Source organism: Acaryochloris sp. CCMEE 5410 (assembly GCF_000238775.2).
Classification (GTDB): Bacteria; Cyanobacteriota; Cyanobacteriia; order Thermosynechococcales; family Thermosynechococcaceae; genus Acaryochloris.
Map to the genome: position 1 here is coordinate 1,443,036 of NZ_AFEJ02000001.1, position 21,076 is coordinate 1,464,111.

At 48.1% G+C, this 21,076-nt stretch carries 21 protein-coding genes and 2 pseudogenes; 13 read left to right on the forward strand and 10 right to left on the reverse strand.

The features are described 5' to 3' along the window. Window positions 1-335 precede the first annotated feature (335 nt). Window positions 336-2,021: an ATP-binding protein gene (locus tag ON05_RS06355; protein WP_010471563.1), complete on the forward strand. Its 1,686-nt coding sequence runs from the start codon at window positions 336-338 to the stop codon at window positions 2,019-2,021. 96 nt (window positions 2,022-2,117) lie between these two features. On the opposite strand, the gene ON05_RS06360 is transcribed toward ON05_RS06355, so the two are convergent. Beyond that, a complete protein-coding gene (locus tag ON05_RS06360; protein WP_010471560.1) occupies window positions 2,118-2,795 on the reverse strand; it encodes a hypothetical protein in 678 nt (225 codons plus the stop codon). 104 nt (window positions 2,796-2,899) lie between these two features. Continuing rightward, window positions 2,900-3,445: a phosphoribosyltransferase gene (locus tag ON05_RS06365; RefSeq protein ID WP_010471559.1), complete on the reverse strand. Its 546-nt coding sequence runs from the start codon at window positions 3,443-3,445 to the stop codon at window positions 2,900-2,902. Between the two features lie 184 nt (window positions 3,446-3,629). On the opposite strand from ON05_RS06365, the gene ON05_RS06370 reads away from it, so the two are divergent. Then, window positions 3,630-4,001 carry a hypothetical protein gene (locus tag ON05_RS06370; RefSeq protein WP_236618897.1) on the forward strand — a complete coding sequence of 124 codons (372 nt, stop codon included), beginning with the start codon at window positions 3,630-3,632 and terminating at the stop codon, window positions 3,999-4,001. Between the two features lie 94 nt (window positions 4,002-4,095). Next, on the forward strand, window positions 4,096-4,674 hold the full coding sequence (locus ON05_RS06375) for a DUF2808 domain-containing protein (protein ID WP_010471554.1): 579 nt from the start codon (window positions 4,096-4,098) through the stop codon (window positions 4,672-4,674). A 109-nt stretch (window positions 4,675-4,783) separates the two neighbouring features. Here ON05_RS06375 and ON05_RS06380 read toward each other — a convergent pair. From ON05_RS06380 to ON05_RS06400, 5 genes and pseudogenes are all read right to left on the reverse strand, one after another. Continuing rightward, a pseudogene (locus ON05_RS06380) lies at window positions 4,784-6,311 on the reverse strand (IS5 family transposase). A 131-nt stretch (window positions 6,312-6,442) separates the two neighbouring features. Then, window positions 6,443-7,633: pseudogene (locus tag ON05_RS06385) on the reverse strand (ISAzo13 family transposase). A gap of 465 nt (window positions 7,634-8,098) precedes the next feature. Further along, window positions 8,099-8,575: a Dps family protein gene (locus tag ON05_RS06390; RefSeq protein ID WP_010476784.1), complete on the reverse strand. Its 477-nt coding sequence runs from the start codon at window positions 8,573-8,575 to the stop codon at window positions 8,099-8,101. Window positions 8,576-8,651: 76 nt separating this feature from the next. After that, window positions 8,652-8,915, reverse strand: a complete 264-nt coding sequence (locus tag ON05_RS06395; RefSeq protein WP_010476783.1) for a ParB N-terminal domain-containing protein — start codon at window positions 8,913-8,915, stop codon at window positions 8,652-8,654. Between the two features lie 127 nt (window positions 8,916-9,042). Next, on the reverse strand, window positions 9,043-10,170 hold the full coding sequence (locus ON05_RS06400) for a Gfo/Idh/MocA family protein (RefSeq protein ID WP_010476781.1): 1,128 nt from the start codon (window positions 10,168-10,170) through the stop codon (window positions 9,043-9,045). A 238-nt stretch (window positions 10,171-10,408) separates the two neighbouring features. On the opposite strand from ON05_RS06400, the gene ON05_RS06405 reads away from it, so the two are divergent. The 5 genes from ON05_RS06405 to ON05_RS06425 all read left to right on the forward strand — a co-directional run bounded on the left by ON05_RS06405 (window position 10,409) and on the right by ON05_RS06425 (window position 13,696). Continuing rightward, window positions 10,409-11,146 (forward strand): hypothetical protein, encoded by a 738-nt coding sequence (locus tag ON05_RS06405; protein ID WP_010476780.1) that lies wholly within the window; start codon window positions 10,409-10,411, stop codon window positions 11,144-11,146. A gap of 249 nt (window positions 11,147-11,395) precedes the next feature. Further along, entirely contained in the window at window positions 11,396-11,761 is a 366-nt protein-coding gene (locus ON05_RS06410) for an STAS domain-containing protein (protein WP_071819965.1), read from the forward strand. A gap of 107 nt (window positions 11,762-11,868) precedes the next feature. Further along, entirely contained in the window at window positions 11,869-12,300 is a 432-nt protein-coding gene (locus ON05_RS06415) for a Mini-ribonuclease 3 (protein ID WP_010476778.1), read from the forward strand. A 65-nt stretch (window positions 12,301-12,365) separates the two neighbouring features. Further along, window positions 12,366-13,289 carry a 23S rRNA (guanosine(2251)-2'-O)-methyltransferase RlmB gene (gene rlmB / locus ON05_RS06420; RefSeq protein WP_029315426.1) on the forward strand — a complete coding sequence of 308 codons (924 nt, stop codon included), beginning with the start codon at window positions 12,366-12,368 and terminating at the stop codon, window positions 13,287-13,289. A 101-nt stretch (window positions 13,290-13,390) separates the two neighbouring features. Next, a complete protein-coding gene (locus tag ON05_RS06425; RefSeq protein ID WP_012165418.1) occupies window positions 13,391-13,696 on the forward strand; it encodes a DUF1816 domain-containing protein in 306 nt (101 codons plus the stop codon). Here the strand turns inward: ON05_RS06425 and ON05_RS06430 are convergent. Genes ON05_RS06430 through ON05_RS06440 form a run of 3 tightly spaced genes read right to left on the reverse strand, consistent with a single transcriptional unit; the run spans window position 13,677 to window position 16,725 of the window. Next, complete coding sequence (locus tag ON05_RS06430) at window positions 13,677-14,531, reverse strand: alpha/beta fold hydrolase (RefSeq protein WP_010476775.1); 855 nt, start codon at window positions 14,529-14,531, stop codon at window positions 13,677-13,679. The genes ON05_RS06425 and ON05_RS06430 overlap by 20 nt on opposite strands. Before the next feature lie 15 nt (window positions 14,532-14,546). Then, window positions 14,547-15,704, reverse strand: a complete 1,158-nt coding sequence (gene carA / locus ON05_RS06435; protein ID WP_010476774.1) for a glutamine-hydrolyzing carbamoyl-phosphate synthase small subunit — start codon at window positions 15,702-15,704, stop codon at window positions 14,547-14,549. Between the two features lie 40 nt (window positions 15,705-15,744). Then, the gene (locus ON05_RS06440) at window positions 15,745-16,725 is read right to left on the reverse strand and encodes an FHA domain-containing protein (RefSeq protein WP_262561292.1); all 981 of its coding nucleotides are present in this window, start codon (window positions 16,723-16,725) and stop codon (window positions 15,745-15,747) included. Between the two features lie 262 nt (window positions 16,726-16,987). Here ON05_RS06440 and ON05_RS06445 point away from each other — a divergent pair, with 262 nt between their 5' ends. From ON05_RS06445 to mreD, 5 genes are all read left to right on the forward strand, one after another. After that, window positions 16,988-17,380 carry a hypothetical protein gene (locus tag ON05_RS06445; protein WP_010476771.1) on the forward strand — a complete coding sequence of 131 codons (393 nt, stop codon included), beginning with the start codon at window positions 16,988-16,990 and terminating at the stop codon, window positions 17,378-17,380. Window positions 17,381-17,460: 80 nt separating this feature from the next. Beyond that, on the forward strand, window positions 17,461-18,387 hold the full coding sequence (locus tag ON05_RS06450; protein ID WP_010476770.1) for a carbohydrate ABC transporter permease: 927 nt from the start codon (window positions 17,461-17,463) through the stop codon (window positions 18,385-18,387). Window positions 18,388-18,525: 138 nt separating this feature from the next. Beyond that, window positions 18,526-19,563 carry a rod shape-determining protein gene (locus ON05_RS06455; RefSeq protein WP_010476769.1) on the forward strand — a complete coding sequence of 346 codons (1,038 nt, stop codon included), beginning with the start codon at window positions 18,526-18,528 and terminating at the stop codon, window positions 19,561-19,563. Window positions 19,564-19,773: 210 nt separating this feature from the next. Further along, window positions 19,774-20,550: a rod shape-determining protein MreC gene (gene mreC, locus ON05_RS06460; RefSeq protein ID WP_029315422.1), complete on the forward strand. Its 777-nt coding sequence runs from the start codon at window positions 19,774-19,776 to the stop codon at window positions 20,548-20,550. Between the two features lie 19 nt (window positions 20,551-20,569). Further along, window positions 20,570-21,061 (forward strand): rod shape-determining protein MreD, encoded by a 492-nt coding sequence (mreD, locus tag ON05_RS06465; RefSeq protein ID WP_010476767.1) that lies wholly within the window; start codon window positions 20,570-20,572, stop codon window positions 21,059-21,061. The last annotated feature ends 15 nt before the right edge of the window (window positions 21,062-21,076 follow it).

Consider the following 21,076-nt stretch of genomic DNA (forward strand, 5'->3'; position numbering starts at 1 on the left):
AACAGAGCAGGGGCAAGACCCCGATTTCACCCTAAAATCGCGAGCCAAATCGAGTTATTGGCATCTTAGCAAACCCACCCTTGGGAATTTTGGAGGTTGTAGTGCTGCTCGATTCTTTACAAAGGCTAACAAACTCCATCGCCAGCGGGTGTCATCTCAATCACTGCATCTCTGTTAGCTCTATCTCAGTCTCCGTAATCAACATAGACGTTTTGGAACACCCTCTATGTTCCCTAATTCACCTTTTGTGAGTCTCAGAACGAGGGATAAAGGTGTCAATTTAGCATCCCTCGTATACCATGTAGCCAAAAGAAAGCGGTTTGTGGACAGGGTTTATGGTTCGAGAGCAACACAAACAGGCCACCAATGTGATTGGCACGGTCAAAGGACCGGGAGAAAGCGGAAACCAGTATGTGTTCATTACCGCCGATACCCAACACATCAAAATTGGCGAGTTTGTGTCCTATCGCCTCACCCATATCGACAACATCCCCGTTGAAATATTAGGAAAGATTTCAGCCTGCACCCTTGTGGATCATTTGCCGGATCGGATCTTTGCCGATACCGAAATCGACCCTAGCGCCATTGCTTCTCTGATCGGCTTTAAATATTCCAGTCCCGAAATCTATGAAGTCGCTGTGGATGTCATCGGCTACTTCCACCCCAACCTTGGGTTTATGAACCCACGCCAGCCCCCCGAGCCGGGAGCTAAAGTGTATCGGGCTGATGATCAGACTCTAAGGCGGATTCTGAATAAACGCCAAGTAGGGGATGTCGGTTCAGCCACCATTGGGTCACTACTCCTACGGGATCTCGATGCCGTTCCCATTAGCCTTGATGTCAAGGCTCTAGTCAGTACCCATATGGCAATTTTGGCAGGGACAGGTTCTGGAAAGTCTTACACAGCGGGCGTTCTGATCGAAGAACTACTCCGTCCTTACAATCGCGCGGCTGTACTGATCTTTGACCCCCATGGTGAATATGGCACCCTAGAAGCGATGCGGGGTCATCCTGCCTTTAGCAGTGAAGATGGCTATGCCCCTCAGGTCCAAATTCTCACCCCGGAGCAGATCACCATTCGGATTTCCTCCCTCAACTATGCCGATATCAAAATGCTGCTGCCAGAGATGAGTGAGCGCCAGCAAGCCATCCTCAACAAAGCCTTTAATAATCTCCAAGCTCGGAAACGAAAAAATGCCCGCTGGGATATCAATGACTTGATTTATGAGGTCAATGAAGCCGACGTTGTTCAAGATAAAAACGGCAATGAGCAGCCCGGTTCTTCCGCCCAAGCCCTGGAATGGAAACTAGAAAAGCTCGCAAACTCCCCCTATTTCCACGCCTTTGAACATCTCACCCCGCAAGATTTATTTGAACCGGGGCAAGTGACCGTTCTGCAAATGAACGAAATTAGCCAAGAAGAACAGCAGGTGATTTGTGCGGCCATCCTTCGCCAGGCTAACCAGGCCCGCATGAATACCCTCAAAGAAAAAATCACCGCCGAAGACGAAAATTATCTGCCCTATCCGGTGTTTATTCTCCTAGAAGAAGCCCACCGCTTTGCACCAGCCCATGAGCCGTCCCGCTGCAAAGCCGTCATTCGCACCATCCTCAGTGAAGGCCGCAAATTCGGTTTAGGAGTAGGACTAATCACTCAGCGCCCCGGCAAACTGGATTCAGATGTATTGTCCCAATGCATGAGCCAGTTCATTATGCGCATCGTCAACCCAGTCGATCAAGACAGCCTTAAATATGGCGTTGAGGCCGCTGGCCGCGATTTGTTGAAAGAATTACCTGCGCTTACTAAAGGTCAGGTGATTATCTCAGGCATGTGTGTGAATACACCCGTGTTGTGCCAAGTGCGCCTACGCTTAACTGCTCATGGAGGAGAAACCCTAGATGCGCCCTCTCTATGGCAAGCGCACTTCCAATCCCATCGTCTACGGGAACGAGCTGCTGCCAGTGCCCCTCTAGCCGGACGCCGACAAGCTGCCACAGTACGCGGGGTTTCGATTGATTAGAGCTCTTTAGATTAGAGCTATCTGAGGGCATTCCCACAACCTCCAGGAACATTAGGCGTCTGGGATCTGAGGGAAGCTTGGTCCATCTGGGTGGTCCTACTTTGCTTTAGCGCGTAAATTCTTGATCTTGACCTGCTTCCACCAGTCTTGCAGTTCCTGGGGTTCAATGTTGCGCCCATCCACTTCCACCATAAACCGCTTATCCACGAGGAGGCTGAGTTTCCCTTTCTTGGATGCATTGGTATATTCTTCTCGTCCAAAAGCATCGCCAATTTTTAAGCCTTTGCTATAGCCCTCGGTCGATTCTTTACTAAATCGGGCGCTGATCACAAATGGGGCGTAGAGTTGGCGATGGTGGGCCCAGTCAAAGAGCTGCACCTTAACGGTTTTATCACCCTGTTGATAGGATCGACTGGCTTGGCTGATGGCAAACTCGCCAAAGTTTGTGGATTCGCCCTTGGCTTCTGCGGCCTCCCAACCAGATGGCTGGTCGGGTAAACCGGTAATCAAGTCGGTATAGCTGAGGGGATCGACTGGTTTGAGATTCTTGAGTTCTGATTCGATATCTTTGAGATCCTTCTCTAATTTAGAGATTTGATCAATTCCTTTTAGGGGATTCTGGTCAACATCTACGCCCTCAACCACCTCCTGCAAATCAGGAACCCCACCACAGGCAGACAGAAATAGAGCGGAGATGGATAAAAGAAAGGTGATTCTCAGGCACACTCTCTTCGAAAATTCTTCATAAAAAATTCGATCAGGATTATCACTCATTTATCTCAAATCCAATCATTTCAGCAAGGATTAGAATCAGCGACACTTATACATCTGATCAGTAAATTGCGATGAACTTAATCAAAATGCAACTTAGCACTGTCCTAATTACAGGATGCCCTTGGGGCTGGTAAATCTATCGCAGGATGTGTCTGGCTTAATGCTTCTATATCAGTCTTCTCATAGCTTTCAAAGGGCTGATGGATCCACGGATTCTCGGGTAAATAGTCCACATAAAAATGGGGTTTGATTCTAGAACAAGCTTTGTACCACAACACAGCAGTGCGTAAGTCTGCAATCCCATCACCATACCGTTGTTGGAGCCAGATTAGCGTTTGTTCAAGGGTGATACCAGAATCCACTAGGTCATCAACGAGTAAAATGCGGCTTCCCAGGTTTGTGGTCGTCATTGTGAGGGCTTGGCTGACGGTCAGCTGATGGCGGTCTTGCCCGGTGGCTCCCCCATAGGAAGCGGTGGCTAATATGGCTAATGGCTGTTGATAAATGCGAGAGAGTAAATCGCCAACCCGTAAACCGCCCCGTGCTAAACAGATAATTTGATTGAATGACCAGCCTGAACGATAGATTTGGACTGCCAGTTTTTCAATGTGCTGATGATACTCTGACCAAGATACGTAGAGATCTGCCATTCGGGTTTGTTCTATCCACTCAATTTGTTCATGCTACCTCCGTTCACAAGAATAACGATGGCATGAACAAGACTCAATATTATTCTCTATCCCACCCTTAGAGTTGTCAGACAGGGACAATTTTCATTAGGCTAATGATGACTGAGCTGTTTTTGAGGGAACACAACCTGTTATGAATCCTGATATGGTGACCGAATTTCTAAAAAAAGGATTTCATGTAACCCTGGGAGCTACAACTTCAGTGGTGGAATCCCTTCAAGACTCCCAAAAGCGCGAGGAAAATATTTCCCAACTCAATCTTGGCTTTGATCAGCTGTCTCAGATCTGGGCGGACAAAGGGGAAATTACAGAGACAGAAGCTCGCAAAATGATTGATAGCATGGCGACTCAATATGGAGTGAATGCGAATCCCATGTCTTCTGGCAGTTCCACTGCTCCTTCGGCAACTTCCCCCTCCATTGATCCGTCTCTCCAACAAGAACTCAAAACCCTGACCAACCAGTTAGCCAACATTCGTTTGGAATTAACGCAAATGGGTAACCAAGACGACACCTGACAATCATGGGTTTATCCCGACATTGCTCGGAGTTAATTTGGATGCCTCTCTTCTGCACCTAACTGGGTAGTTGGTACTTTGGAGGGCCAAACTAATGCCACCACTCACTTCTAATCAGGCCGTTGCCTGGGGGGCCAATTTAGCTACGACTGTGTTGTTAGGGAGTCTTTTGCAGACTTCAGCACAAGCCATTGAACTCGCCGATGGAACAACGTATTTTGCCAATGTTCCTCGCCTAGAAAATGCTCGGACCACCTACAGCAGTGCCCGTGTCTTTGGAGCGACGTATTACTTTACGTTGCATGTTCCAGACGATGCTGGTGAGCCACTTCGGCGCGTGATGTTTAATCAGCAAGAAGGGGTAGACCCGATATCCTTTAATCTCAAGCGCACTCAAGCCTATCGGAATAAGCAGAAGAAACAACTCCTACCCATAGCCGCAGCTTCTACAGATGAGAAGGGCGCAATCTCGATATTTTTCGACCCACCTATCTCTCCAGGAACGACTGTCACTATTGGTTTGCGTCCCTATCGAAATCCCCGATCGAGTGGCGTTTATCTCTTTGGGGTCACAGCCTTTCCTCAGGGAGAACAAGCTTATGGTCAGTTTTTAGGCTATGGCCGACTCCATTTTTATGATCACTTTCGATGGCCCTCCTATTGGGGGCATTGAGTGAGCTAAAGGCCAGCACCATTTGAGATCAATGACTTTAGGGATCTACAAATAAATAGGGTTTGCTGAAAAAGTAAATTGAGCTAATTCCTGGCATCAAATCGTACAATCAACCCAGTTGTGACGGCCAGGGCCATATTCCTTCACTGGCCCTAGAAAAGCCCCAAGGCAGCCCTGGCAGCTCCATAACGCTTTCCAACACCAGCAATCCCACCCAAAAATGAATGATAAAAGGTGGCGGAGCCACCGCTCTAGATTCATCACCAAGAACGTGATAGCAATCGCACTAGCAGCCGTATCCGCTAACTTCGCCATCACTCGATTCAAGCCAAATCTTCGCTTGGCCTGCCCAAACTTGCCCTCAATTTGGACTCTCACCTTTTCGTCCTCCCGTGCTTGTTGCTTGAGTTGGCCCTGCACCTGGGGGTCTTGTTGAGGTCTTCCTAACGGTGGTCCACTCAATCGGATACCTCGAGCTTTACACCATCGTCGATTAGCTCGGGTTCGATAGATTTGGTCGGCATGGACTGAGAGAGGATAATGGCCAAAGCGACGATGAAAAGCTTCCACTTGATATTGAAGATGCTGGGATTCATTGAACGCATCCCAGCTTAAACGTTCCAGAAACACACATCCGTTGACACAACTGAGGGATAGCTTGGCCCCAAACTCAACAGGTACTCCAGCTTTGCCTCGGACCATCGGTCGGACATGAGGCTGAGTGAGGCTGACAATACGGTCATCTACTCGACGCACGTGCTGTTGATACATCCACTCTTGCTGTCGAAAGACTTCATGAATCACCAGCAACAGACGGTACTGTCGCCGGGACAGTCGGGACAGAGACGCTCCTAAAGCTATCAATCCATCAATGTGGGCTAGATTCCGACGCACATAGCCCAACTGCTGACGAATCCCTTTACGAATCAGCTTGCGACTCGGTTGACGTTTCTTGGCAATGGCCAGATAAGCTTTGCGGGCCTTTTGGCGGTAGGTGCGAGGTTTGCCCTTGAGAGACAGCATGACTTGAGCATATAAAGCATCAAGGATGGCTTCACTCGCTTTGCGGGCATCATTGAGCAGATCTAAGTCTGTCGGATAGCGAATATCGGCTGGCGCACAGGTCGCGTCTATCAACAATTGGCCCTGGTTGGGAGGGGCAGGAGGCTCATCTTCGTCATCTTCAGGAGAAGGAGATGACTCAGGGACATCACAACAGGAGAACCCTCAGATGCGAGCACTGATTCCACGACTGCGTCGTTGACTTGAGTCAGTAGCTCTAGATTCAACCGTTGGCGAAAGTGAACCAGCATGGAGGCATCAAACGGAGCACTCTCTCGATATTCACTAAAACCCAGAAAGTACTGCAAGTAGGGGTTCTCTCGAATCTGTTCTACGGTCTCTGCATCGGATACACCCAGTTTCTCTTTGATGATTAAGGTCCCTAAGGCCACACGAAAGGGTTTGGCAGGTGCCCCCATGGTCTGACTGAATTGCTCTGCATACTCTGACTCAAAGCTCTCCCAAGGAATCAGCTCGGCGAGTTTGACCCAGCGATTCTCTTCTGATAGTTTGCCTCCGAAGGGCAAGTAGAAGTTCTTAAAGGACAGTTGACCGGGGGATGGACGACGATACATTGGGGTGCATGTGCAAAGGTTTTGAGTATTTTGAACGATTTTCCTTGCACTTCTCAAGGGCGCTCAACACTTGGATACACTGCAAATATTCAACCTTAGACTTTCGAAGCAAGCCCTAAATAAGGTACCCATCAATTGGGCACAATCTTGATATCCCATTTGGGTAACGCTTCAGAACATAGCCATTGTTGTTTGTAGGCTTCTAGCTCATCTGAGGGCACAGTAATGTTCTTTTCATAGGTGCCCTCAATCAAATGAACCAAAGGCTTCAATCCATTCCAGGTCATATTCGATGCCCACTGGACAGCCGTATCAATGGAGTTGAGGATAGTGCCATTCCAATATTGTTCCAAGGCTGCCCAACATCGCTCAATCGGATTGTATTTGCTGTGATAGGGCGGATAGTAAATCAGATGAACCGATAATCGTGTCATTTGGACAAACTCAACCATACGCTTGATAAATTGTGTGCGGTTACTGCGCACTGCAGAGCCGCCATCAAGGTTAATTTCTAATCCCTCTATCTGAGGATAGTTATCGTGATGTTCGCGCCACCAAGCCTCTAAACAATCAACAATAAAATCAGTAGTTTCAGCAGACTGACCAAAGTAAATTGACAGTTGCCCTGCGAGCACATCGAGAATCCCGAAGGGTACCAAAATAGCGTCCCAATGGTCATCATGGTCATTGGCTTTTGTCGCGTCTAGGGTACGAGCTTTGCCGCCACGAGAGAGGTTGCCAATTTAACTTTGGCTTTGCTATCAATCGAGATGCGCAATAGGTTGGGGGCCGCATCGGCAGCATAATTGGCTTGAGCGATATTGCGAAAATCGCATCGGTTTGCGGCAGTTTTTTCAGGGGTTTAACTTTTGGGTTTTTAAGCGATAACCCATTCGATTCAATAGATTGCCGATGGTTTGACGGGTTGGTAATGCCTCATCGCTGTAGCCTTTCTCCTCAATCAATGCCTCACGCACGGCCCTGGCACTGATACGGGTGTAGTACAACGTTGATTTGAACTTCGGATCAGCTTGGGCTTCACCATCAACTAAATCCCGAATGTCAGTTGCTAAATGGGGTAGTTTCGTTTCGCTAAGCTGACGACCTCGGGCTTGATAGTTGTCAACGCATCTAATGCCAGTCCGTCGTTCATCAAGGCCCAGTTGAACACTGGTACGTCTCCAACCTAAATGACGCTCAGCTTTGCGGGCAGAGCCGTCCAGGTAGTCTTCAGCCACTTTTGCCATGAATGCTCGCTTGTGTGGGCCTGTCAGTTTCTTGGCGGCATCTCGAAACGTCTCTTTTATAGGGGCATCTAGCATCAGATATCCTCAAAACAATCGGTCAATCATGTATTGACTTGTTTCTTAGATTCGCAGGTACTTTATTTCTTGGCAAGTCCCTTAAAGCATATAACCCCCGCCATTCGGCGGGGGTTTGTTTGTCTATAAAAGCTCTGTATATGAATCTATATTAAGCAAAAATCTTAGAGATGGCTGTAGCTTACGCAACAAGTTTAATAAAAGTTTTTAATTTAATTCTTGAAAATTAAATTAAAAACCTAATGAATCGATTGGATCGTCACTCCAGGGCGTATCACCCCTTATATATCAGCCCTCTTCTTTACCCGCCATAGTGATGTCAGTCTGGATTTATGCCCAAGGGCAGGTGATAGCGAGAGGGTGACGCGGGGCAAGTTTCGAGTGATCCAAGCGGGCTCTAGTACAGAAGTGTTGCACTGGAGCCTGCTCTTTTAGTAGGTAAATAAGGATGTACTGGATATCTCCCTAGTTCAGCAAACTCCGTAGCATCCAAGCTGTCTTTTCATGAGTCTGCATTCGCTGAGTGAGCAGATCAGCGGTAGGCTCATCATTTGCCGCATCTGCTAGTGGAAATACAGATCGAGCAGTACGAACGACGGCCTCTTGGCCTGCAACGAGTTCTTTGATCATCTCTTCAGCAGTGGGAACTCCCTCTGCTTCTTCAATAGAAGTCAGTTGGCTATATTCTTTATAGGTCCCTGGAGCTGGGAATCCCAAGGTTCTAATGCGTTCAGCAACGGCGTCTACAGCGAGTGATAGCTCGTTATATTGTGCTTCAAACATTAAGTGAAGGGTTTGGAACATGGGGCCCGTAACGTTCCAATGGAAATTATGTGTTTTGAGATAGAGGGTGTAAGTATCGGCGAGGAGACGGGATAAACCCTCAGCAATGTGTTGACGATCGTTTTCTGAAATACCGATATTGATAGGAGGTGCTTGCATGGTGATTACCTCAAAAAAACACTACGGGATGGACATCTAAAGATACTGGAATACAGGGGGTGCTTCTACTCAGACGTTAGGCTAAATGTCGCTGGAGTACTGAGCGTGGGGCACGGCGAACACAACAGCGAATGGTCTGATGTCCCAATCGAGTACAGGCTTCAAAACGATGGCATCCTGAGAACCCGTAATATTGACCTTCAACTTCTAGGACTTCAATCGGAGTTTGCAGACCAATTTCTGCAATGGAGACCATTAAGGCTTCGACTCGCTGCTGATCATTTTGCCGATAAAGGGGGCGACGAATGGATTGAAGGGGGAGGTCTAGGATGCGAGCCATAAGCGAGTGCCATTCAATAGTTAAATCATAGTCGTTATGACTTCGCTTTGCAATGGGTAATTTATCTTACCTCCCAACACCTCTCCATGGATGAGGCCTGCTCATTTATAAACGGCCGAAAAATGACCTAGGACTCTGCTAAGAAGCTGTCTATGTCGGGAACATCCACCCAGGCTGCTTGGTGATGAGACTGGTGAGCCAAGTCCATGAGCAGTTGTGAATAGATCCCTTCCTTGAGGGAGGGAGCGGTGGCTTGACCTTTTTGAATCATTTCTACCCAATGCTCGACGACTCTCATGGTTGGGGCAATTCGACCGTCAGGATAGGTTTGTTTAAATTGCAGCCAATCGGAGATAGGAAGGTCTTGTAACTCAGCACCAGACTGACTCCCTTGTAACTGGAAGCCGTGGATATAGTCCTTGGGATTTTGGCTACCGAGAACTAAGGTGCCCCGATCTCCGTAGACTTCTACCCAATGTCCGCGACCGGCATAGGTCGTCGCACTAATATTAATCTGGCAAGTACAGCCATCTTGCAGCTCCAACATCAAAACGCAAGTATCATCGGCATCCACAAGCTTTGCTTTGCTACTGTCCGGATCAGGGCGAGCAGGAATTGTGGTGATTAGTCGGGCACAGAGCCGCTTTACTGGCCCAAATAACCAGGCAACATAATCGAAGGTATGGGAGGCCAATGCACCTAGAGAGCCACCCCCTAATTCTTTGCTAGCATGCCAACTCCAAGGGCGATTCGGATCAGCCCGTCCTGGGACGAGCCAGTCGATCTTGATCAGTCGGGTTTGACCTACGTAGTTTTGGGTGAGTAAGGTTTTGAGCTGCATCCAGGCTGGCACAAATCGAAACTCAAAGTTGAGGGTTGCCTGCAAGTTTTGCTTTTGCATCAGGTGATAAAGTTTGCGAGCATCCCCGGCATTAAGGGTGGTCGGTTTTTCCAGAAATAAATGTTTGCCGGAGTTGAGCACCATCTCTGCCATCTCGTAGTGCTGGAAGGGAGGGGTTGAGATGCTAACCCCCTGTATATCGGGTCTTCCCAGGATCTCAGCTAGGTTATTAGAGGCAAAGGGGATGTTGTTTGCGGATGCGATCGCAGATGCTTTATCGGCATCTCGGTTATAGACCGCCAAGAGCTGGGTCCCAGGAAAATCTCGAAAAGCGGGGATATGAACCTTTTGACCAAACCCAGTACCGACGACGGCGACACCGATTGCAGATTGAGAAGCGTGTTCAGCTGACATAGATTTAATTAGGTGCAATGAACAAATTGGCACAATCCGTATCATACCGACCGCCAGGGAATAGCTGAATGCATAAAATCGATTTCGCCAGATTCTTTAGGATTTATCCCTGATTCTGCCTCAGCAATCGTCTTAAATTGATTAGACTGTATATGCGAACTAAACGGTTCAATCCATTGGATGACATTATAGAACCGTTTGATTTTGTTTATCTCTGTCCTTCTCACCTATTGCATCAATGACAGATTCAACAGCAGAATCCATCCTGGCAACCACCACGGGGTTACTGACGTACTATTGCTACGAAGCTGAGAGCCAAGCTCAAGACTCTTTGTTGGATCGTTGGTTTGGAGATTATTCCCCTGAATGGGTACGGCTGGCCCTGATTGAGTCCTTGTATCGAGGGCGGTATAAAACAATCTCTGTGGGCGGATTGCTAGCTGATTGGAAGCGAAAAGGACAGCCTCTATATCACTTCAACCGAGAATTCGAAGCCCTGATTTGTCACAAATTCCCGCAAATTAAGTTTAAGCAAGCAGACACATCAGTTGACTCGCAGACTAAACTCCAACCGCCCGTGTTGAGTAAGAGGCAGACTCCACAACCGAAATCAACGATTGTAGCGACAGAAGTTAACAAGGTATTGAATCAGCCAGAAGCTGATTTTCTGATGGAGCAAAACTTACAGAGGTCTGAACCAGACATGGGCTCAAGCTTGGATGAGAACAGGATGCCCATAAGTCATAAGCTATGGAGTTTTGTCGCTGAGGTGTCTAGTAACCAGTCCCTAACGTCTGGCTATTCTCATCCCTCATCGCTAGGGAAGGATTTGAACGCTCCTTCAGAAAAATCTGTATGGGACAAAATATCTCAAAAGACTGAGGTAGCCCCAATTGATCAATTTATTCCTAACCAAGAAGTTCCTGAACATTACCAGAAGTTGGTAGGATTAGTCTCCAATCGAACGACCCATTAGTGCTAAAAATCAAGCTAAGGTGAGCCATATCTATTGATATTTTATCTTCTTGATTTCTGCCCCATAAACTCACCAGATTTGAAGCTCAGAAGAGACTTGATCCCGATCTCGATTTTTAAGACTTTGAGAGAATAATGAGCCATCCTAGAGTACTTTTTCCTCTCCTTTGGTTCAGTGGACAAGAACTGCTCAAAGACCCTATACTGGACCCTCATCATCTGTTTAGCGTTTTGGTACTAGGAGGGAACTATTCCTGAACAGCTAACCCTGACCGTAAGCTTACGAGGCACACGAGATATCAGGGAGAAATACCAACTTTTTCGCCTCACAGGCTTACTAGATGCGTTTTCAGAGCCTGTTTTTCGTAAGGTTATGACCAAGTGTCTAGATGACAGCCCCTTTCACGTTATTTTGGACCTTTCCAAAATTGACTTTATTGACAGCTCGGGCTTGGGAGTACTCGTGCAGTTGGCTAAAAAAGCACAAACTGCTGGGGGATCATTCCAAATTGTCTCTAATCCAAGAGTGACCCAAACCGTGAAGCTGGTTCGATTGGAAAGTTTTCTGTCGTTGCAACCCAACGTGGATACTGCGATCGCAAATGTTGATAAATAACTCGAGCTATCGTTTTCAACCCATCGTGATAGTTAATCCAGTTAAAAATCATATCTAAAATAGATTCCTGATGTCCCTCCTTGTTGCTTAGTACCTGAGCAACAGCGATGCTATATTGTCTCCCCTTTCCATTCCTCCAACCAGCGTCCCTTTCTCTTGCAGAAGTGCGGTCAGTTTCGCCAGCAGCACTGGCCTATATCGGAGATGCTGTCTTTGAGCTATATATAAGACGTTACTGCCTTCTGCCTCCATCTCGGTTGCGAGACTATCACCAGAAGGTCGTGTCTTATGTTCGGGCTGAGACACAGGCTGAAATGGTTCGAGACCTTTATCCTCTGTTGTCAGATGATGAGCAAGCAATCCTCAAGCAAGGTAGAAATGCTGCGGCAGGAGGCCCTAAAAGAATTAATCTAGAGACTTATCAATACGCAACGGGTTTTGAAGCCTTGATTGGTTATCTCTATCTTACGGATACCACTCGCTTGGAAGATCTGCTAGCTCAAATTAAGTTTGATCGCTCATCGCCTGATCCTGCTTAAAATAGCTTCAGTTTAATTTTGCCCTGCACGTAGTATTTGTCCCGTAGCTCGAGAGTTTCATCCCTATGACTAAAGCGCGGCCATCCCATAATAATCACGGTAAAAGTAAGCCGCGCAAACCACAGCGCTCTTATTCATCAGCCAAAAAGTCCCATCGTCAATCGACGTCCTCACGGCCACCTCAGAAACCTAGAGTGTTGCCTAAAGAGCCTGCCCAGGTTGAAGAGGAGAAGGGAGACTTAATCTATGGACGCCATTCAGTTCTGTCAGCCCTGGAGCATCAACGGTCTTTAAACCGGGTTTGGATTGTGTCTCGTCTCCGTTACGATCCCCGCTTTCATAGTCTTCTCAACCAAGCCAAATCTCAAGGCACCATTATTGATGAGGTGGATCATCGGCGACTGAATCAACTGACCCAGCAAGCAACCCACCAAGGGATCGCTGCTCAAGTGGCGGCCTATGAATATTTAGATATCTTGACGTTGATAGAGCAAGCTAACGCTGCTAACCCTAAACCCGTCATTATTGCTGCTGATAGTATTACTGATCCCCATAATCTAGGAGCTATGATTCGAACGGCTGAGGCTTTAGGGGCGCAGGGGGTGATTATTCCCCAAAGGCGAGCTGCGGGGGTCACTTCAGTGGTTGCTAAAGTAGCGACCGGGGCCTTAGAAACTTTGGCGATTGCTCGGGTGGTTAACCTTAACCAGGGACTTGAGCAGCTTAAAAAAGCTGGATTTTGGATTTATGGGTTGAGTACTTCAGCACCACAATCTATCCATACCGTGACTTTTACAGAGCCCACTGTATTAGTGATTGGCGCTGAAGGTCCAGGGTTGAGTGTTTCCACTCAGCATCATTGTGACCAAATGGTGTCGATCCCATTGCAAGGGAAAACAGCCAGCTTGAATGCGTCTGTAGCAACGGGTATGGCCCTTTATGAGGTCTATCGTCAACGTTGGGTAGAAACCCTCCATTTGCATCCTTGACGTATACAGATGTTACAGAATATAAAGAGGCTCTACCCTAAACTATTAGCCGAGATGGTTTGAAATTAGGATCTAGCATTGCAGAGGAAAATGTTTTCACCATGACGACAAAAGATAACACTACAGATTTGTCGAGCCGCTTTGCCGAATTCTATAATCGCTTAGGATTAGCCTGGTGGGTTGAAATCAAGACATCTTCGCCGGTTTGCATCTATTTTTTTGGCCCTTTTATCAGTCAAAAAGACGCAGAAGAGGCTTTACCTGGTTATATTGAGGACCTAGAGGCTGAGCAGGCTCAAACGATTGTGACGGATGTCAAACGCTGCAAACCGACCCAATTGACGGTTTGTGATGAACCCGATGTTGAGCCCGTTATCCCTGTCAAAATCAATCCCCAACTGAATTGAGAGTGGCCCTAGGAGTCTTCTTCAGCCATATCTGCAGATCTCGCTCTATCTGTTCAGGTATTTCCCAGGGCAGCAGATGGGCGGTTTGCTCATAACAAATCCACTCACTGATCGGGATCAGTTCAGCAGTGGTTTGACTAGAGGCTGGCGTAATGTGGCGATCTTGAGCCCCTGCCAATACGAGGCAAGGACACTGAATTTCTTTGAGTTGCTCCTCTTGGTTATATCCCTGCCGTAAAGCTTGATTGAGCGCCGCTTGGGCATATTTAGAAGTGCGAATAAAAGCTGGAACTGCGTAGCGAGCTAAATATTCATAGGCCTTCGGGGTTTGCTGCACTATTAAATAGCGAAACAAGGAGCGCTTTCCCAGCAGATTGATATTCCAACGCCAGCCCGGTCGTAGCCAGTTGATGATCCCTGCCAGACCTGTAAAGAGATTGTCTTGCCAGGTAATGGGAGGGTGATTACTGCGAGGATAGGCTGCTGTCGCCACTAGAATGAGCCCGCTGACGCGTTCAGGATAACGGACCGCTAACTCCATCGCCAAAATGCCGCCTAAAGACCATCCTAGAATCAAACATTGTTGAATATGATTTTGGTCGAGTAGGTGGATCAGATCTTGAAGGTGATCCTCCATGGTAAAGGCCGCACGGGTTTGACTCTGACCATACCCCCGTAGATCAGGAGATAAAGTTTTATATTTTTTTGATAAAAAATGGGTAAAAATACCCATGCACTGGCCTGAGCCTGGATGGCCGTGTAAGCAGAGAATGGGGAAGCCTGCCCCAGAGATCTCAACGGCTAAGCTAGGGGAAGATAAAGGATCTTTGGTCACGGTGCTTAATGGGGCTTAGCTTCCTGAACGATGCTCAAGCATGGACTGCACAAACCGTGCAAATAAATAATCCGCATCATGGGGACCAGGGCTGGCTTCAGGGTGATATTGCACGGAGAAGACCGGTAAAGATTGGTGTTTTAGGCCAGCGATGGTCTGATCGTTGAGATTTAGATGGGTAACTTCCACTTCGGCCTGGGCCATGGATTCAGCACTCAAGGCAAAGCCATGGTTCTGACTAGTGATTTCAACCTGCTGCTGTAGTCCTGCCGGTTGATTCAGCCCTCGATGGCCAAATTTGAGTTTGAATGTATCGACCCCCAGAGATAATCCCAATAACTGGTGTCCCAAGCAGATGCCAAACATGGGCTTTTGTTCGGCCATCAGGGTTTTGGCTGTTTCAATACCTACCGTGACAGCGGCTGGATCTCCAGGACCGTTGGATAGGAAAATACCGTCTGGTTGATGGCTGAGAATATCAGCGGCAGAGGTATGAGCTGGAACTACAATGATTCGACATCCATAGCTTGCTAAGCGTCGCAGGATGTTTCGCTTGATCCCAAAATCGATGGCGACGACGGTCAGAGGGGGTTGAGTTGAGTCTGCAGGGGGAATGGACTCGCTAAATTCCCAATCTATAGGGGTTGGGTCGACCCATTCGTAAGCGGTATGGGTGGTGACCCGCTCTGCCAAATTCAACCCTTCCATGGAGGGAGCTTGCAACACCGTTTCTAGCAAAGCGTTCGAGTCTAGTATTTCAGTGGAAATGGCGCCATTCATGGCACCAGCGGAACGGATCTTGCGAGTTAGGGCTCGTGTATCAATGCCGTAAATTCCAGGGATATGGTGTTGTTGCAGGTAGTTGGATAGGGTGTGGGTGGACCGCCAATTGCTGGGTTGGTGACAAAGATTGCGGGCAATGGCCCCTTTGACTTGAGGACGGTCTGATTCTTCGTCTTCAATATTGACGCCCGTGTTGCCGAGTTCAGGATAAGTAAAGGTGACGAGCTGTCCACAATAGCTGGGATCTGTGAGTACTTCTTGATAGCCGGTCATGCCAGTATTAAAAACGACTTCCCCCACTGCAGTGCCAGGTGCGCCAAAGGACCACCCGCGATAGGAACTGCCATCAGCTAGAACCAAGAGGGCGGGTTGGGAATCAACGTTGAGCATAGGGATGGATGGGGCGAATATCGAGTGGTTAAAAGGCAGGCTAATAGTAAACCTTAGTAAAGAATCGCACTTTCTGGAGTGCCTCTTCAATCACCTTCAAGAGTTGACGATGAAAATGGGCAGCATTGTATTGAGGGGGCGTTTGAAATTGAGAAGCGAGTAAATGCACCACTTGGGCGCCAACGTTATGGCTAGCAAGGGTTAAGTCTTCGGCTGTGGAGACCAACCGTTCTTGATCCTGTTCTGCGAAGGCCGCTTTCATTTGCTCTAGGCTTTGCTGGGCCCGTTGCCCATAGGTTTCTAAAATCTCATGCTCAAATTCTCCATCTCCACCTGAAACCGTTTGAAGATGTTTCAAGTTGATGGGTAACTCCCGAATAAACAGCAAAGTGAATTTATCAGAGGGGCCAAAGTTGATCCGATCGCCGAATTGTAGGGGGTGTTGGTGGCCGGTGGGCAACGGTACCTCATTAATATAGGTGCCGTTAGTGCTGTCTAAATCTGCGATCGCACATTGGTCCCGTACCATATGTAGGCACGCTTGTTGCCGCGAGACCACCTCAGAATTGGGAAAATCGAGTACGTCAATATGAGGATAACGTCCTGCCCCAGCCTTCCCAATCAAAATAGGGTTGATCTGAGCTGGCAAGGCCAATAGGGTTCCAGATTGAACATGCAGGAGGCGAAGAGACTCTTGCTGAAACTGGGTTGCATGAGGATCCAATTGTTCAACGAACTCGCTTTCAGGGCCTAGATTCACTGCTTTTAGACCCGGATAGGGGTTCTTAAGATAGGTAAAACTATTCTTGGCAATGAGATTTGCAGGCAAAAGCCTCAGGCCGCAATGATAGCAATATCGCGCAAATTCAAGTTGGGTCGCGCCACAATTTTGACAGCAAGGGATGTCAGTTAAGTCTTGCTGACATTGAGCACAGGTACTCTGCTGTTCGGGCTCATTTTGATAAAAACAATAGGGGCAGAGCCGGTTCATGACCCTTGCATCAACGGGGGACAGCGACACGATAGCATTTTTCCATAAAGGCAGGTAGCACAGCAGTCTGGTGGGTTCATTTCAGGGGTGTTGCTGCCACCTAAGAAAAACCGTCGCTGAGTCTCGGAGTGAAAATGCCAGGGTCATTTAAAGCCCTGAGATCAGCTCCTTTGTTCGGCTGAACCCTTGCTAATATTGAGAGTCCCGTTAAAGTATTGTAAAGACGTTAAGCCAATCTCATTCGGCTTAACCCTGCCCAGTAGGATTCAGATCATTTGAAGGAGCGGTCCAGATGAATGCGGCTGAGCAAGTCACAAACCCTGAATCTGCCACTAAAATAGCTGCCATTGTTAACTTATTTAAGCGGCAGTTCCCTGATGTCAAAGCCAACCTGAAGCCTTGGACCAATGACCCCGATACCCTGGAATGGGTGGATCCCTATTCCATCGATATGGGGTTTAATTTGCCTGCAGGACATACTCTGGTTCAACTACGAATGCATGACAACCGTTTGATTGGCATTGAAGCCTCCTGTTTTGGTCCGTTTGGCAGTCAACGATGGCGGTTCTCAACCATCGGCGATTGGACCTTTCTCGGCAACACCCCTCCTCCTGCAGGATTTCAATCGAAGCTCAAGCAAACTTTTCATGAAATTTTTCAGCTATATAACGCTGCTTCCGAGTAGATCGATATAGACTCAATATCGTCCCGTTCTCGGGGTTTTGCTTTGCTCTTCAATTCAGTCCTCTGCCAGTAAGAGACCCCATGTCCCTCCGCAAATTGTCTTGGTCCACTGCGGCCCCTTATCTCTTCTTAGCCCCTGCCCTCTGTGTTCTCAGCTTGAGTGTATTTTGGCCAGCGCTACAAGCGTTTTATCTGAGTTTTACGCAGTTTGAGACCCTGGGCCAAACCCCAGAATGGATTGGTCTGGGTAACTTTGAGCGGCTTTGGACGGACGATGTCTTTTGGCAAAGTTTGAAGAATTCGTTGATTTACCTGATTGGTGTCGTTCCCATCTTGGTCATCCTGCCCTTGGGCTTAGCGATTCTTGTCAATCAGAAACTGAAAGGAATTCATTGGTTCCGCGCCGCTTATTACACCCCAGTTGTGATTTCCATGGTGGTGGCAGGCATTGCCTGGAAGTGGCTATACGATGAGCGTGGCTTGCTGAATCAAGGTATTCGTCTGATTACCCAGAATCCGCTAATGGAAACGATTCTTGGTCAGTTGGGCTGGACCGGCGAACCCATCGTTTGGCTGCAAAATCCGGATATTGCACTTTACTGCGTGATGGCGGTTACGGTTTGGAAAGGGTTGGGATATTACATGGTGATTTATTTGGCGGGGTTACAAGCAATTCCCCCAGATCTCTATGAGGCCGCCGCAATTGATGGGGCAGATGGCTGGCAAAAGCATTGGGATATCACCATTCCCTTGATGAAGCCTTATCTAATGCTAGTGTCCGTCATTTCAGCCATCTCAGCTGCCAAGGTGTTCGAAGAAGTCTATGTCATGACCCCTGGAGGCGGCGTTTTGGGGAGTACGATTACGATTGTGGCTAATTTATATGAACAGGCTTTTTCGGAAGTGGGCAATGGCTATAGCTATGCCTGCGCTATGGGGCTCGTATTATTCCTGCTGATCTTTGGGTTATCGATTTTGAATTTAAAGCTGGGACAGCTCCGAGGGTAATCCGTGATCTGAAGGAGAAATCTAATAAATATCCAACAAAACTGGACGATTTGATAAAAACGTAATAGAATCCAGCACGTTTACAATTTAAGTGCAGATAAAATAACCTAGTTATAAATTCTTCAAAGGTAGGAAATAGTGGGCCTTTTCAGTCGCTTCTCTCGGGATATTGGCATTGACCTTGGTACAGCAAACACCCTGGCATATGTATCAGGTAAGGGGATTGTGCTGCAAGAACCTTCAGTGGTTGCAGTCGATCAAGTCACAAAGCAAACCCTAGCCGTAGGGGCTGATGCCAAAATGATGTTAGGCCGTACCCCTGGTAATGTCGTTGCAATTCGCCCCCTAAGAGATGGTGTGATTGCAGACTTTGAGAAAGCTGAACTGATGCTCCAGCATTTTATCCGTCGGGTTCATGGGGGTAAAAGCTTAGTGTCTCCTCGTGTGGTCGTGGGTATCCCTAGTGGTGTGACGGGCGTAGAGAGACGGGCCGTTATGGAAGCCGCCAGCCAAGCGGGGGCCCGAGAGGTTCACCTGCTAGATGAGCCAGTGGCTGCAGCTATTGGGGCAGGACTCCCCGTGGATGAGCCGACTGGAAATATGATCATCGATATCGGAGGGGGCACCACCGAAGTTGCGGTGATGAGTTTGCAAGGCAGTGTGATCAGTGAATCGGTTCGGGTTGCGGGAGATGAATTGACCGAGTCGATTGCTCAGTACATGAAAAAAGTCCATAACCTGGTGATTGGTGAACGGACTGCTGAAGATATCAAAATCCGCATTGGCTCGGCCTATCCTACCAACGATAATGATGATGCCAATATGGAGGTTAGAGGACTCCACCTCCTATCTGGACTCCCACGAACGGTGTTGGTCAAGGGACCTGAGATTCGGGAAAGCATGACGGAGCCTCTCTCTTCCATTGTGGAAGCCGTGAAGCGGACCCTAGAGCGGATGCCCCCTGAATTAGCAGCAGATATTGTGGATCGCGGCATTATGTTGGCGGGGGGTGGTGCCTTGCTAAAGGGGTTAGATAAGTTGATCAGCCATGAGACGGGGATTGTGGTTCACATTGCGTCTGATCCGCTCTGTTGTGTTGTGATGGGCACGGGTCTGGTTTTGGAGAACTTCCAGCAGTTTTCTCGTGTATTTTCTAACCCAACGACTGTTCTTTAAGTCATTGGGCTGATTTAGAGACCTTCAGGATGATACTCTCAAACGGAGAAACGTCCTCACTGCCCCATTTAGGCTCATAACAGATGAGTTAAGGTGATTTGATTCATCTTTAATGCCTCTATACAATCAAGCCAGTTATTGAGTGCTGGGTTGGGGGGCTGATTCAGTTCTCAGGCCGGTCGGGGGATCCGTTCTTTAGTTTGATTGTCAATGCTTTTTCTGTTTCGTTGGTGGGAACGGTATCGTTTAGGGTTAATCCTAGCTATTTTGTGCCTAGGAGGAGCGTGGGTATTTAGCCGTTCTCAAGGGGTGGGCTTGCTGGAAGTCTTTCGGTTTGCCCATCGACCGGTGCAGCCGGATGCTGTTAGGCAAAAAGAGCTGGTGGATGCCCAAACGAAACAGCTCCGTCAGCAACTGGCTGATCTGGAATCTCGAAATCAGACCCTCCAGGAGCTGGTTGATCATAAAAGTGTGAAAAGCAAGCAAGCGATCGCAGTTTCAATACTGGGGCGCAGTGGGGATAATTGGTGGCAACAGTTAACCCTGAGCAAAGGCGAAAATCATGGCATTAAAGTGGGTTCCGTGGTATTTGCTCCGGGGGGACTAGTGGGCCGGGTGACCGCTGTTTCTCAAAATACTAGTCGAGTCTTATTGGTTACCGATCCAACGAGCCGCATTGGGGTGATCGTTACCCGGAGCCGCCACATGGGCATCTTTCAAGGCCAGTCCAGTACAGAAGCTCTGATCACCTTCTTTGACAAAGATCCAGATGTGAAAGTGGGAGATGCAGTGGTTACCTCTTCCCTCAGTCGCCTATTTCCTCCGGGGCTGCCAGTCGGTAAAATTAAGACTTTGAAATTAGAGCAAAATTACAATCCTCAGGCCATTGTTGAATTGGCAGTCCCGATTAGCAAGCTGGAATGGGTTAGCGTATACCTGAATGATCAAACCTCTCTCCTTCAGAAAACAGTCCCCGCTTCCCCTTAATCTTTGGAATGCTGCCATCGTGGTTGGATCGGTGATGATCTGTGCCTTGATGCTGCTGTTTCGGTTGCCGGTTATGGTGCTGTCGGGGGTGGGGCCGAATTGGTTGCTGGTGTGGGTGGTGACCTGGAGTATTAAGCGCTCCTCGCTCCAGGGCATTGTGGCGGGTATTTGTTTGGGGCTGATTCAAGATGGTCTGACGGCGGCTCAGCCGACCCATACGGTGGGTTTAGCCCTAGTGGGGTTGCTGACAGGACGCATCAACAAAAAACGCTTTATCCAGGAAGACTTTATCTCCATCGCCCTAATCGTATTTGGGATGGCTCTGATGGTGGAGGCTGTGGCTGCGATTCAGTTTGGCCTAGGGGGGACCCATCGACTAGAGGATGTGTGGCTGCATTTGCGGCAAACGGCCCTAAGTTCTGGGATTCTCAGTAGCTTATGGGCTCCAGTGGTTTATTTCCCGTTGAACCGGTGGTGGACTCGATATCATCGGTTATTGGGAATCGAATAATTAACCGACACCCAC

Coding starts and splice junctions, on each gene's coding strand:
- ON05_RS06355 (WP_010471563.1), top strand. CDS start 336: ATGGTTCGAGAGCAACACAAACAGGCCACCAATGTGATTGGCACGGTC.
- ON05_RS06360 (WP_010471560.1), bottom strand. CDS start 2,795: ATGAGTGATAATCCTGATCGAATTTTTTATGAAGAATTTTCGAAGAGA.
- ON05_RS06365 (WP_010471559.1), bottom strand. CDS start 3,445: ATGGCAGATCTCTACGTATCTTGGTCAGAGTATCATCAGCACATTGAA.
- ON05_RS06370 (WP_236618897.1), top strand. CDS start 3,630: ATGGTGACCGAATTTCTAAAAAAAGGATTTCATGTAACCCTGGGAGCT.
- ON05_RS06375 (WP_010471554.1), top strand. CDS start 4,096: ATGCCACCACTCACTTCTAATCAGGCCGTTGCCTGGGGGGCCAATTTA.
- ON05_RS06390 (WP_010476784.1), bottom strand. CDS start 8,575: ATGCAAGCACCTCCTATCAATATCGGTATTTCAGAAAACGATCGTCAA.
- ON05_RS06395 (WP_010476783.1), bottom strand. CDS start 8,915: ATGGCTCGCATCCTAGACCTCCCCCTTCAATCCATTCGTCGCCCCCTT.
- ON05_RS06400 (WP_010476781.1), bottom strand. CDS start 10,170: ATGTCAGCTGAACACGCTTCTCAATCTGCAATCGGTGTCGCCGTCGTC.
- ON05_RS06405 (WP_010476780.1), top strand. CDS start 10,409: ATGACAGATTCAACAGCAGAATCCATCCTGGCAACCACCACGGGGTTA.
- ON05_RS06415 (WP_010476778.1), top strand. CDS start 11,869: ATGCTATATTGTCTCCCCTTTCCATTCCTCCAACCAGCGTCCCTTTCT.
- rlmB (WP_029315426.1), top strand. CDS start 12,366: ATGACTAAAGCGCGGCCATCCCATAATAATCACGGTAAAAGTAAGCCG.
- ON05_RS06425 (WP_012165418.1), top strand. CDS start 13,391: ATGACGACAAAAGATAACACTACAGATTTGTCGAGCCGCTTTGCCGAA.
- carA (WP_010476774.1), bottom strand. CDS start 15,704: ATGCTCAACGTTGATTCCCAACCCGCCCTCTTGGTTCTAGCTGATGGC.
- ON05_RS06445 (WP_010476771.1), top strand. CDS start 16,988: ATGAATGCGGCTGAGCAAGTCACAAACCCTGAATCTGCCACTAAAATA.
- ON05_RS06450 (WP_010476770.1), top strand. CDS start 17,461: ATGTCCCTCCGCAAATTGTCTTGGTCCACTGCGGCCCCTTATCTCTTC.
- mreC (WP_029315422.1), top strand. CDS start 19,774: ATGCTTTTTCTGTTTCGTTGGTGGGAACGGTATCGTTTAGGGTTAATC.